This is a genomic window from Bradyrhizobium elkanii USDA 76 (genome assembly GCF_023278185.1).
Taxonomy (GTDB): Bacteria; Pseudomonadota; Alphaproteobacteria; order Rhizobiales; family Xanthobacteraceae; genus Bradyrhizobium; species Bradyrhizobium elkanii.
Genome location: NZ_CP066356.1, coordinates 8,904,340 through 8,916,920, shown reverse-complemented (window position 1 = coordinate 8,916,920; position 12,581 = coordinate 8,904,340). Strand labels below are relative to the sequence as shown.

General features: G+C 65.8%; 11 protein-coding genes. 3 read left to right on the top strand and 8 right to left on the bottom strand.

Translation table 11 applies throughout. The annotated features are described in order from the left end of the window. Positions 1-103: 103 nt before the first annotated feature. From JEY66_RS42110 to ccmA, 5 genes are all read right to left on the bottom strand, one after another. A complete protein-coding gene (locus tag JEY66_RS42110; protein WP_016845069.1) occupies positions 104-697 on the bottom strand; it encodes a DsbE family thiol:disulfide interchange protein in 594 nt (197 codons plus the stop codon). Then, positions 694-873 (bottom strand): heme exporter protein CcmD, encoded by a 180-nt coding sequence (gene ccmD, locus JEY66_RS42105; protein ID WP_016845070.1) that lies wholly within the window; start codon positions 871-873, stop codon positions 694-696. The genes JEY66_RS42110 and ccmD overlap by 4 nt, the downstream gene beginning before the upstream one ends. A 4-nt stretch (positions 874-877) precedes the next feature. Then, a complete protein-coding gene (locus JEY66_RS42100) occupies positions 878-1,678 on the bottom strand; it encodes a heme ABC transporter permease (protein WP_016845071.1) in 801 nt (266 codons plus the stop codon). 75 nt (positions 1,679-1,753) lie between these two features. Next, entirely contained in the window at positions 1,754-2,422 is a 669-nt protein-coding gene (ccmB, locus tag JEY66_RS42095) for a heme exporter protein CcmB (protein WP_018269392.1), read from the bottom strand. Further along, entirely contained in the window at positions 2,419-3,021 is a 603-nt protein-coding gene (gene ccmA, locus JEY66_RS42090; RefSeq protein WP_018269393.1) for a heme ABC exporter ATP-binding protein CcmA, read from the bottom strand. Before ccmA ends, ccmB begins: the two co-directional genes overlap by 4 nt. A 240-nt stretch (positions 3,022-3,261) precedes the next feature. Here ccmA and acnA point away from each other — a divergent pair, with 240 nt between their 5' ends. The 3 genes from acnA to JEY66_RS42075 all read left to right on the top strand — a co-directional run bounded on the left by acnA (position 3,262) and on the right by JEY66_RS42075 (position 7,818). Then, complete coding sequence (gene acnA, locus JEY66_RS42085; RefSeq protein WP_018269394.1) at positions 3,262-5,982, top strand: aconitate hydratase AcnA; 2,721 nt, start codon at positions 3,262-3,264, stop codon at positions 5,980-5,982. Between the two features lie 161 nt (positions 5,983-6,143). Continuing rightward, a complete protein-coding gene (locus JEY66_RS42080; RefSeq protein ID WP_016845075.1) occupies positions 6,144-6,905 on the top strand; it encodes a DUF1223 domain-containing protein in 762 nt (253 codons plus the stop codon). Positions 6,906-7,446: 541 nt separating this feature from the next. Then, the gene (locus tag JEY66_RS42075) at positions 7,447-7,818 is read left to right on the top strand and encodes a DUF2794 domain-containing protein (RefSeq protein ID WP_016845076.1); all 372 of its coding nucleotides are present in this window, start codon (positions 7,447-7,449) and stop codon (positions 7,816-7,818) included. A gap of 378 nt (positions 7,819-8,196) precedes the next feature. Here the strand turns inward: JEY66_RS42075 and JEY66_RS42070 are convergent, their stop codons facing one another. From JEY66_RS42070 to JEY66_RS42060, 3 genes are all read right to left on the bottom strand, one after another. Continuing rightward, a complete protein-coding gene (locus tag JEY66_RS42070) occupies positions 8,197-8,988 on the bottom strand; it encodes a Bax inhibitor-1/YccA family protein (RefSeq protein ID WP_021078796.1) in 792 nt (263 codons plus the stop codon). A 234-nt stretch (positions 8,989-9,222) separates the two neighbouring features. Next, on the bottom strand, positions 9,223-11,793 hold the full coding sequence (locus JEY66_RS42065) for an ABC transporter permease (RefSeq protein ID WP_018269395.1): 2,571 nt from the start codon (positions 11,791-11,793) through the stop codon (positions 9,223-9,225). A gap of 13 nt (positions 11,794-11,806) precedes the next feature. Beyond that, a complete protein-coding gene (locus tag JEY66_RS42060) occupies positions 11,807-12,526 on the bottom strand; it encodes an ABC transporter ATP-binding protein (RefSeq protein ID WP_026192095.1) in 720 nt (239 codons plus the stop codon). Positions 12,527-12,581 lie beyond the last annotated feature (55 nt).

The following is a 12,581-nucleotide window of genomic DNA, read 5'->3' as shown; positions in this document are numbered from 1 at the left end:
CGAAATGAACCGCAGATAAACGTGTCGAAGTATTATGCCGCAGGTGTTTTCTCGCGCCATTCATGCGCGATTCAGGTTCGCGAGTCACGGCATGCCGACGCGCCTACTTGCCCGCGCGCAGCGCCTTCTCGATCTCGGCCTTGAGCACGCTGTTGACGTTGTCCGGCGTCACCGGGCCGACCAGCTTGTAGACGATGGTGCCCTCGCGCCCGACCAGGAAGGTCTCGGGCACGCCATAGACGCCCCATTCGATCGAGGCGCGGCCGTTGCCGTCGACGCCGACGATGCCGAATGGATTGCCGTAGCGGCCGAGGAAGCGCCGGGCATTCTCGGGCGAGTCCTTGTAGTTGATGCCGATGATCTGGAAGCGCTTGTCCTTGCCGAGCTCGGTCAGCAGCGGCGCCTCGTCGTGACACGGCACGCACCACGACGCCCAGACATTGACGACCGAGACCTTGCCCTTGAAGGCGGCGGGATCGAGACCGGGGACCGGCGCGCCGTCCCGCACCAGGCCGTCGAGCGCGGGCAGCGCGGTCTGCGGCGCCGGCCGACCGATCAGCGCCGACGGGATTTTCGAGGGATCGCCGCCATAGAGCCGCAGCAGGAACAGCCCGGCGAGGCCGAGGAAGATCACCAGCGGCAGCACTACCAGCAGGCGGCGCGCTTGCGGCGGGCTGTTGGTCGCCTGATCGCTCATCTTATATCGGCCGCGCTGCGGCCGGAGCGGCGCGTCACGCCGCTGGCCTCGATCTCCCTGAGACGCGACTGTTGCCGGCGATAGTCGGCGACGATCCAGACGATCAGCAGCAGCACGACCGCCGCGACCAGCACGTAGGACGTCACGATGAAGGAGGCGTAGGGACCGAGCGCCATCGTATCACGCCGCTCCAATTTCGTTTGACGCGGTTCCTTGCGAACCGCCGCTCACCTCGCTCGTGAACGAGACGCGGCTCGCCTGCATCATCTGCAGGCTGCGCACGCGGCGGCGCAGGATCTCGTTGCGCATCGCCGCCAAATGCAAGGTGATGAAGAGCAGCGAAAACGCGATCGCCATTACGAGCAGCGGCCACAGGAACGCCTTGTCGAGCGTCGAGCCGCCCATGCGGAGCACGGAGGCCGGCTGATGCAGCGTGTTCCACCAGTCGACCGAGAACTTGATGATCGGGATATTGATGGCGCCGACCAGGGTGAGGACCGCGGCCGCCCGCGCTGCGCGCGAAGGATCTTCCACCGCGCGCCACAGCGCGATCAGGCCGAGATACATCAGGAACAGGATCAAGACGGAGGTCAGCCGCGCGTCCCACTCCCAGTAGGTGCCCCACATCGGCCGGCCCCACAGCGAGCCGGTGACGAGCGCAAGGAAGGTGAAGGCGGCGCCGATCGGAGCGGCGGCCTTCGCGGCGACGTCAGCGAGCGGATGCCGCCACACCAAGGTGCCGAGCGCGGCCACGCTCATGACGCCCCAGACGAACATCGACAGCCACGCATTCGGCACGTGGATGAACATGATCTTCACCGTGGCGCCCTGCTGGTAGTCGTCGGGCGCCATCGCCGACTGGTAGAGCCCGATCGCGAGCAGGATCGCGGTCACGCCCGCGAGCCACGGCAGGATGCGCGCGGTCAGCGCCAGAAACTTGGTCGGATTGGCGAGGTCGGTCAGCGTCGCGGTCAGCTTCATGGCACCCTGATAGTCGTCCGATGTGTCGCAGGCAATTGGCCGATTTCCTCTCGGCGAGATTTGATCGGGCTCATTTCAGTCCAGCCCGTGCCGCAGGCTCGCGGCGGCGGCAAAGGGGCCGATCACGAGGCTGGCAAGCGACAGCGCGCAGAGGATCGAGAACGGTGTTCCAAACGGCAAAGGCCCCGATATCGCCGCCTGCGAGGCCGCCACCCCGAAGATCAGCACCGGGATCGACAGCGGCAGCACCAGCACCGCCAGCAATAGCCCGCCGCGATGCAGCGTCACGGCCAATGCCGCGCCGATCATGCCGGTGAAAGTCAGCGCCGGTGTTCCCGCCAGCAGCGTCGCCGCAACGGCGAGCGTCGCGGTGCCGTCGAGATTGAGCAGCAGGCCGAGCACCGGGGTTGCGACGATCAGCGGCAGGCCGGCGGCGATCCAGTGTGCCAGTGCCTTGGCGGCGCAGGCGAGTTCCAGCGGCGTCCGGCTCATCACGATGAGGTCGAGCGAGCCGTCCTCGTGGTCGGCCGTGAACAGCCGGTCGAGCGTGAGCAGGCTCGCCAGCAACGCGCCGAGCCAGAGGATGGCGGGGCCGAGCCGCGACAGCAGCGCGAGATCCGGTCCGACCGCGAACGGCATCAGCACCGTGACGGTGAGGAAGAACAGCACGCCGATCAGCGCGCCACCGCCGACGCGCAGCGCGATGCGGATGTCGCGGCGGATCAAGGCGCCAAGCGCGCTCATGCCGCTCCTCCCATCCGCAGATCGCGCGCATCGATGCCGAGCGGCAGATGCGTCGCCGCGACGATCAGGCCGCCGCCGGCGAGATGGCCGCGCATCAGGTCGACGAACAGCGCCTGTCCGGCCGCATCGAGCGCCGATGTCGGCTCGTCCAGCAGCCACACCGGCCGCCGCACCGAGAGTAGGCGCGCGATCGACAGACGGCGGCGCTGGCCGGCGGAAAGATAGGCCGCCGGCAGATGCGCGGCGTGGTCGAGCGCCACCGCGGCAAGGCAGTGGCCGGCGTCCTCGGTCTCGCCGCCGAGGAATTCCCGCCAGAAGGAAAGATTTTCCGCAACGCTCAGCGCCGGCTTCAGGGCGTCGCGGTGGCCGAGATAGTGGGCCTGCTCGGGCAGGCTGAGCTCGGCGTCGCCGCCTTCGAGCGCGACCACACCCTCGGCGGGAACCAATAGCCCGGCGAGGACGCGCAGCAGCGAGGTCTTGCCGGCGCCGTTGGGGCCGGTGATGGCGAGCGCCTCGCCGGCCGTGGCCGACAGATCGAGGCCGGAAAACACCTCGCGTCCGCCGCGCACGCATTTCAGATTTCGTCCCGAGAGCCGCATGGTTCGTCTTGTCACAGCCCTCTGAAATCTTTCGCTACCGCGTGAGAATTTTTGGGTCGCGCAACGCTGTCGCACGCTTGTCGGTGTGGCGGTGCTTCTAGAAAGGTTCTATAAGCCCGGAACTTGATGCAGCACACACAATCGGCGGCCGCAACCCACCCCAGGCCATCCCTTGGCCAGTGCCGATCGCCGGTGTTTAGTTACCCTTGCCGGGTATAACTGAGAATTGGGATTCCTCGCATGACCTCGCTCGACAGCTTCAAATGCCGCAAGACCCTGAAGGTCGGCGGCAAGTCCTACGTCTATTACAGCCTGCCCCAGGCAGAGAAGAACGGACTGAAGGGGATTTCGAAGCTGCCGTATTCGATGAAGGTTCTGCTGGAGAACCTGCTGCGCAACGAGGACGGCCGCACCGTCAAGAAGGAAGACATCGTTGCGGTGTCGAAGTGGCTGAAGAAGCGCCAGCTCGAGCACGAAATCGCGTTCCGCCCGGCGCGCGTCCTGATGCAGGATTTCACCGGCGTCCCGGCCGTGGTCGACCTCGCGGCGATGCGCAACGCGATGCAGAACCTCGGCGGCGATGCCGAGAAGATCAACCCGCTGGTGCCGGTCGATCTCGTCATCGACCACTCGGTGATCGTCAACTTCTTCGGTGACAACAAGGCGTTCGCGAAGAACGTCACCGAGGAATACAAGCAGAACCAGGAGCGCTACGAGTTCCTGAAGTGGGGCCAGAAGGCGTTTTCGAACTTCTCGGTGGTGCCGCCCGGCACCGGCATCTGCCACCAGGTCAATCTCGAATATCTCGCGCAGACGGTGTGGACCAAGAAGGAGAAGATGACGGTCGGCCGGAAGACCGGCACCTTCGAGGTCGCCTATCCCGACTCGCTGGTCGGCACCGACTCGCACACCACGATGGTGAACGGCCTCGCCGTGCTCGGCTGGGGCGTCGGCGGCATCGAGGCGGAGGCCTGCATGCTCGGCCAGCCGCTGTCGATGCTGCTGCCGGAAGTGGTCGGCTTCAAGCTCAAGGGCCAGCTCAAGGAAGGCGTCACCGCCACCGACCTCGTGCTGACCGTCACCCAGATGCTGCGCAAGCTCGGCGTGGTCGGCAAGTTCGTGGAGTTCTTCGGCCCGGGCCTCGACTATCTCTCGGTCGCGGACAAGGCGACCATCGGCAACATGGCGCCCGAATACGGCGCGACCTGTGGCTTCTTCCCGGTCGATGCCGCGACCATCGATTACCTGAAGACCTCGGGCCGCAAGGCCGATCGCGTCAAGCTGGTGCAGGCCTATGCCAAGGCGCAGGGCCTGTTCCGCACCGCCAAGTCGGCCGATCCGGTGTTCACCACCACGCTGACGCTCGACCTCGGCGACGTCGTGCCGTCGATGGCCGGCCCGAAGCGCCCCGAGGGCCGCATCGCGCTGCCGGCGGTGTCGACCGGTTTCGCGACCGCGCTGGTCGGCGAATACAAGAAGCCCGAGGGCGAGCAGAAGCGCTATGCGGTCGAGGGCCGTGATTTTGATCTCGGCCATGGCGACGTCGTCATCGCGGCGATCACCTCCTGCACCAACACCTCCAATCCGAGCGTGCTGATCGGCGCCGGCCTCTTGGCGCGCAAGGCCGCCGCCAAGGGCCTCAAGGCCAAGCCGTGGGTGAAGACCTCGCTCGCGCCGGGCAGCCAGGTGGTGGCGGAGTATCTCGCCAACTCCGGCCTGCAGGCCGATCTCGACAAGGTCGGCTTCAACCTGGTCGGCTTCGGCTGCACCACCTGCATCGGCAATTCCGGCCCGCTGCCCGAAGATATCTCGAAGTCGATCAATGAAAACGGCATCGTCGCCGCCGCCGTGCTGTCGGGCAACCGCAACTTCGAAGGCCGCGTCTCGCCCGACGTGCAGGCGAACTACCTCGCTTCGCCGCCGCTCGTCGTCGCGCATGCGCTTGCCGGCACCGTGACCAAGGATCTCGCAGTCGAGCCGCTCGGCATCGGCAAGGACGGCAAGCCGGTGTTCCTCAAGGACATCTGGCCGACCGCCAAGGAGATCAACGCCTTCATGAAGAAGTACGTCACCGCGACGATCTTCAAGAAGAAGTACGCCGACGTGTTCAAGGGCGATACCAACTGGCGCAAGATCAAGACCACGGAAAGCGAGACCTATCGCTGGAACATGAGCTCGACCTATGTGCAGAACCCGCCCTACTTCGAGGGCATGAAGAAGCAGCCCGACCCGGTCACCGACGTGGTCGATGCACGGATCCTCGCGATGTTCGGCGACAAGATCACCACCGACCACATCTCGCCGGCCGGTTCGATCAAGCTGACCTCGCCCGCCGGCAAGTTCCTCAGCGAGCACCAGGTGCGCCCCGCCGACTTCAACCAGTACGGCACGCGGCGTGGCAACCATGAAGTGATGATGCGCGGCACCTTCGCCAACATCCGCATCAAGAACTTCATGCTGAAGGGTGCCGACGGCAATATTCCGGAAGGCGGTTTGACCAAGCACTGGCCCGACGGCGAGCAGATGTCGATCTACGACGCCGCGATGAAGTACCAGGCGGAAGGCGTGCCGCTGGTGGTGTTCGCCGGCGCCGAATACGGCAACGGCTCGTCGCGCGACTGGGCCGCGAAGGGCACGCGCCTGCTCGGCGTCCGGGCGGTGATCTGCCAGAGCTTCGAGCGCATCCATCGCTCCAACCTGGTCGGCATGGGTGTGCTTCCGCTCACCTTCCAGGACGGCACGTCGTGGTCCTCGCTCGGCCTCAAGGGCGACGAAAAGGTCACGATCGGCGGGCTGCAAGGCGATTTGAAGCCGCGCCAGACGCTGACGGCCGAAATCGTCGCCGCCGACGGCGGCAAGAAGGATGTCCCGCTGCTCTGCCGCATCGATACGCTGGACGAGCTCGATTACTATCGCAACGGCGGCATCCTGCATTATGTGCTGCGGAAACTCGCGGCCTAACGCGGATTTGTGATCGGTGCCTCACCGCTTAGTGAGTAGCGACTAAAAAGAAGGCGGCCTATGAAAAGGCCGCTTTCTCGCGTTTTGGGGCACGCAAGTTCAGGGACAGACTTCATGCTCCGTACAATTACGGATGGAAATCATCACGACTGGTTCGCAGTATGACAGCGATGATGGCCTATAACTGTATCTCGCGATGGTCGAGCGCCCTTGGTATCTGCGCAATCGTCGCGATCATCCGCCCCGCCCACGCCGATCCGCGTGCCGTCGTCGAACTCTTCACCTCGCAGGGATGCTCGTCCTGTCCGCCCGCGGACAAGATCATCGGTGACCTCGCGAAGGACCCCAACGTCATCGCGCTGAGCATGCCGATCGACTATTGGGATTATCTCGGCTGGAAGGACACGCTGGCCGATTCCCGTTTCAGCGCGCGCCAGAAGGCCTATTCACATGTGCGCGGCGATCGCGACGTCTACACGCCGCAAGCCGTGATCAACGGCTCCGCGCATGTGATCGGCAGCGATCGCGCCAGTATCGAGGACGCCATCAAGAGCACCGAAAGGAGCGGCAGCGTGATGTCGGTGCCGGTGACGATGACGCTGACCGGCAAGCAGATCAACGTGTCGGTCGCCGCATCGAAGTCGCCCGCAGTGTCGCGCGGCGAGGTCTGGATCTGCTCGATCTCGAAGTCGGTGCCGATCTCGATCGCGCGCGGCGAGAACCGCGGCCGCGAGATCACCTACCACAACGTGGTGCGCAATCTCCTCAAGGTCGGTGACTGGAACGGTTCGTCCGGGAGCTGGACCGTGCCGCTGGAGAACATCACGCGTGACGGCGTCGATGCTGCGGCGGTGTACGTCCAGGACGGCAACCGCGAGAAGCCGGGCCCGATGCTCGGCGCTGCCTTCACCTCGCTTCACTAGCGCCTCGCTGCGGTCAAGCGCGGTGCGCCGGCTTCCGCCCGTCGCGTCGTTGGACCGCGCGCATGTTGTCGTGCAGCCGCGCATGGCGACGAACGTGCATCCAGTGATTTGCCGAAAGGAGGACGCCGGGGCTTTGCGCGCGTCTCGCTTGCACAGGTCCCAAAAACAAAAAGGACCAACTTTCGTTGGCCCAGTGTTGGGATTTGACTCCCCTGCGAACAGGCCCGATCCCGACGGCCCCGGGGGGCTGGGGGCTGAGGAATCCGGAACCGAAAGGACCGGGCCAACGCAGGATTTCCTTTTCGCAGGGCAGCGGGGCGGGCGATGGGCGGAAGTGGGGCAGCAATATGATTCCGCTAACGTTCCCGTGACTCTGCGGTTTTCCGGACAATCCGCCGCGCGCGGTGGTGGTTAAGGCCCGGTTGCATTGCGATTGGCCCCTTGCGGGCCCCCTCGCTTAGCGCGATCATGTCACTCTCGTGACGATCCCGAAGAGGGGCCTTCGGAACCCGATCGTCACCGAGGTGACAGGAGGCGCTCGATGAGTTTGATCTCGGAGGACACTGATCCGAGCGGGAGTCGTGCCGCGGCGCGCACCGCCGCCGCGACTCCTCAGCCCAACCGCGTGACTTTCGATCGACTTGAGCTCAACCGCATTCTCAATCTCTACGGCCGCATGGTCGCCGACGGCGAGTGGCGCGACTATGCGATCGACTTCCTGAAGGACCGTGCCGTGTTCTCGGTGTTCCGGCGCGCGTCGGAAGTGCCGATCTACCGGATCGAGAAGGACCCCCGGCTTGCGCGCAAGCAGGGCATGTACAGCGTGATTTCCGCGACCGGCCTGATCCTGCGCCGCGGCCATGAACTCGAACGCGTGCTGCTCGTGATCGACCGCAAGCTGTCGCTGGTGTAGGGATTTCTCGTAGCCCGGATGAGCGAAGCGACATCCGGGAGGATCTCACCACCCGGGTACAACTTCCCCGGATATCGCTTCGCTCATCCGGGCTACAAATCCGCTAATCCGCCGGCGCAGTTGTGCGGCCCTCGCGCGGCCTCGCCATTATTTTTGCCTCGCGCAAACGAAAAGCTTGTAGCCCGGATGGAGCCAACGGGTCGCGCGAACGCGCGCCCGATGACAGGCTCCGCGGAATCCGGGACTGCCGAAGCCATGGATGAACTTGCCCCGGATTTCGCTGCGCTTCATCCGGGCTACGCTACATCTCGCCTCGCCCAAGAGAAAAGCCCCGGCGGGATGGCCGGGGCTTGGATTTGATCGGCTCGCTCGAGGCGCTTAGTCGCGCTGGCCGAGCAGCTGCAGGAGCAGCGTGAACAGGTTGATGAAGTTCAGGTAGAGCGACAGCGCACCCGTAATTGCCGCACGCTCTGCCATCACGCCACCCTGCGAGGCGTAGCCGTAGATGTAGTCGTTCTTCAGCCGCTGGGTGTCCCAGGCGGTGAGGCCCGCGAACACCAGCACGCCGACCACCGACACGATGAACTGCAGCGCCGAGCTCGCCAGGAACAGGTTGACCAGGCTCGCGATGATGATGCCGATCAGACCCATGAACAGGAACGAGCCCATGCCGCTCATGTCACGCTTGGTGGTGTAGCCGTAGAGGCTCAGCGCACCGAACGTCGCCGCGGTGATGAAGAACACGCGCACGATCGAAGTGTGCGTGTACACCAGGAAGATCGACGACAGCGACAGACCCATCAGCGCCGAGAACACCCAGAACAGGAGTTGGGCGGTCGCGGGCTGCAGGCGGTTGATGCCGGCCGAGATGACGAACACCATCGCCAGAGGGGCGAGGATGAACAGCCACTTCAGCGGGCTCACGAACATCGCGTAGCCGAACTGCGTCAGATAGGCGTTGCCGAACTTGGCGACGGCGGCCGACTGGTCGGTCGTCACCGCACCCATGTAGACGCCGAGCGCGGCGAGGCCGGTGATGGCCAGGCCGATGCTCATGTAGTTGTAGATGCGCAGCATGTAGGCGCGCAGACCGGCGTCGACGGCCGCAGCGTCAATGCGCCCGGCGGCCCGGCCGAAAGGAGAAGCGTAGTTGCGGTCTAGGTCCGACATGGTCGAATTCCCGTGGTTGGTCCCGGTGGAGCGCAAGGGATTTGCGGCGCCGGTCGTAAATCTATCTCAGATGGCTCGGTTTGCGGAACATTAATTCCGTGTCATTCAAACCGACTATCCGACCCGATTGGTATGTGGGAAATTAACACATCCGACGCAAGCTTCCACGCGCGGCCGAATGTCGCTCTGCCCTAGCATCATAGGCAAAAACGGCGCTCGCGCCGCTACATTTTGTCACAAATTCCGCAACACTGAGGCCGGCTTCTGGTTTAGCGCGAGCAGCGTCCCGGCGAGCCCCAGTCCAACCGTGACGACCAGCGCGGCGACCACGACCAGCGCGGCGCTGCCGGCCTGCCAGATAAAACTCAGCGTCATCAGCCGCGTCACGATCAGCCAGGCCGCGATCGAGCCGGCGATCACCCCGAACACGGCGGTTGCAAAACCGATCATCAGATACTCCAGCGCGTAGGCGCCGAGCAATCGCACCCGCGTCGCGCCGAGCGTCTTGAGAATCACGGCGTCATAGACGCGGTGGCGGTGTCCGGCCGCGAGCGCGCCGCCGAGCACCAGGATCGCCGAGATCAGCGTCACGGCGCTGGCGCCGCGGATCGCCAGCACCAGATTGCTGACCACGCTGCCGACCGTCTCCAGCGCCTCGCGGACCCGCACGCTGGTCACCATCGGGAACGCGTCGGCGACCTGCTTGATGATGCGCGCATCGTCCGCGGAATCGGCGTGTGGTTCCGTCAGGGTCGCGACATGGCTGTGCGGCGCGCCCTTGAAGGCATTCGGCGAGAACACCAGCACGAAATTGATGCCGAGGCCCTGCCAGTCGATGTTGCGCAAGTTGGCGATCTTCGCCGGCACGTCGCGGCCGAGCACGTTGACGACGATCTCGTCGCCGATCTTCAGGGACAGGCCGTCGGCGATCTTCTTCTCCATCGAGACCAGCGGGGGGCCGCTGTAGTCCGGCCCCCACCATTCGCCCTCGACGATCTTCGAGCCCTTGGGAACTTCGCCGGTATAGGTCAGGCCGCGGTCGCTCTGCAGCACCCATTCCGAATCGACGGACGGCTTGAGCTGGTCGGCCTTGACGCCGCGCGCGGCCACGATGCGCCCGCGCAGCATCGGAACGTCCTCGACGGTCGAGCCGGCGGCGATCTTGGCCAGGAAGGCATTGAAGCGGTCGGCTTCGGTGGAGGGGATGTCGATGAAGAAGAACGACGGCGCCCGCTCCGGCAGCTCGGCCAGGAACTGCCGGCGCAGATTGCCGTCGATCTGGGTGATGGTGACGAGCACCGCGAGCCCGAGCCCCAGCGACAGCACCACCGACGGCGTCAGCGCGCCCGGCCGGTGGATGTTGGCGATCGCGAGCCGCAGCATGGTCATGCGGCTGCGCGGCAGCCGCCGCGCCACCGCCATCAGGAGCTCGGCGATTCCGCGCAACAGCAGGAACACCGCGATCGACGAGGCGACGAACACGGCGGCGACCCGCTTGTCATAGGCAAGCCCGATCGCGACGCCGATCAGGAGCGCGATCACCACGGCCATCAGCGCCAGATAGCTCCAGCGCGGGCGATGCCACTCGCTGGTGACGGTCTCGCGGAACAGCGCCGCGACCGGCACGTCATGAACGCGGCCGAGCGGCCACAGCCCGAATGCCAGCGCGGTGAGCTGGCCGTAGAGGAAGGACAGCGCGAGCTCGTCGGGATGCAGCGCGGGCACCACCGGCAGCGGCAGCAGCTTGCCGAACAGGCCGACGATGACGAAGGGCAGCGCGGCGCCGAGCACGAGCCCGATCACCGAGCCGATCCCGGCCAGCACCACCACCTGCGTGCAGTAGATCGTGAAGACGTCGCGGCCGGTGGCGCCGAGCGCCTTGAACGAAGCGATGACGTCGCGGCGCCGGTCGATGTGGCTCTTCACCGCGTTGGCGACGCCGACACCGCCGACCAGCAGCGCCGCGAGGCCGACCAGGGTCAGGAATTGGGTGAAGCGGTTGATGGTGCGCTCGAGCTGCGGTGAGGCATTGCTGCGGCTGCGGACCTCCCAGCCGGCCTCCGGCGCGGCGCTGCGCGCGCCGTCGATCAGCGCGGTGGTGGCGCGATCGTCATTGGCGCCGTCGGGCAGCTTCACGCGGTAGATCCAGCGCACCAGGCTGCCCGGCTGCAACAGGTCGGTGGCACGCAGGCTGGCTTCGCTGATCAGGAAGCGCGGCCCGAGGCCGACGCCGCCGGCGAGCTTGTCGGGCTCGGCTGCCACCACGCTGCGGATCTGGTAGGTCGCGCTGCCGATGGTGACGCGGTCGCCGAGCTTCAGGTCGAGCCGCGCCAGCAGGGTTGAATCGGCGGCCGCGCCAAAGACGCCGTCGCGTTCGGCGAGCAGATCGGCGACCGGCATGCCCGGCTCGAGCATCAGCTCGCCGAGCATCGGATATTTGTTGTCGACGGCCTTGAGCTCGACCAGCGCCAGCTTGCCGTCATTGCTGCGGGCCATCGCGCGGAGCGTGGCCGCGATCGAAACCTCGCCCCGCGTGCGCAGATAGGCGACCTCGTCGGGCTTGGCCTCGCGCGAGATCAGCGAGAACGCGGCATCGCCGCCGAGCAGCGTGCGTCCTTCGCGCGAGAGGCCGTCGCCGAGGCTGGCGGCGACCGAGCCGACGCCGGCAATCGCCATCACGCCGAGCGCGATGCAGGCGATGAACACGTAGAAGCCGCGCAGGCCGCCACGCAGTTCGCGCAGCGCATAACGGAAGGCAAGCGACGACGCGCGGCCCTGCAGCGCGACTTCGGACGCGATGCTCATGTGGTGGCAAAGCTCATGTAGTTGATTGTCCGTCGATGCGGCCGGAGCGCAGCCGCACGACGCGGTCGCAGCGCTGCGCGAGCGCGAGATCGTGCGTCACCAGCACCAGCGTCATGCCGCGCTCGGCGTGCTTGGTGAACAGCAGGTCGACGATCTGCTTGCCCGTCGTCTCGTCGAGATTCCCGGTCGGCTCGTCGGCAACGAGGATCGCGGGATCGGGCGCGAGCGCGCGCGCGATCGCGACGCGCTGCTGCTCGCCGCCGGAGAGTTGCGTCGGATAGTGATGCAGGCGCTCGCCGAGCCCGACCGATTGCAGCTCCTGCGCGGCGCGCGCGGCCGCATCGGGATTGCCGGCGAGCTCGAGCGGCACCGCGACATTCTCCAGCGCCGTCATGGTCGGGATCAGATGGAACGACTGGAAGACGATGCCGACCTGGCGGCCGCGGAAGCGCGCCAGCGCATCTTCATCGAGGGCATTGAACGAGGTGCCGTTGACGACCACTTCTCCACTGTCAGGACGTTCGAGCCCCGCCATCACCATCAGCAAGGTCGACTTGCCCGAGCCCGACGGGCCGATCAGGCCGATGGCCTCACCCGCCGCCACACGAAGGCTGATATCTTTGAGGATATGGACCCGTGCCGCGCCGGTGCCGAGCGAGAGATTGACGTTGCTGACGGCAATGGTGTCCGGCTCGACGTCGGTCAGTGAAGAGGATTCGATGAGACTGTCCATGGTTCGGTCATATGGCACTTCAGCGGCTGCGGTCGAGGGCCGGTTGAGAATCTTC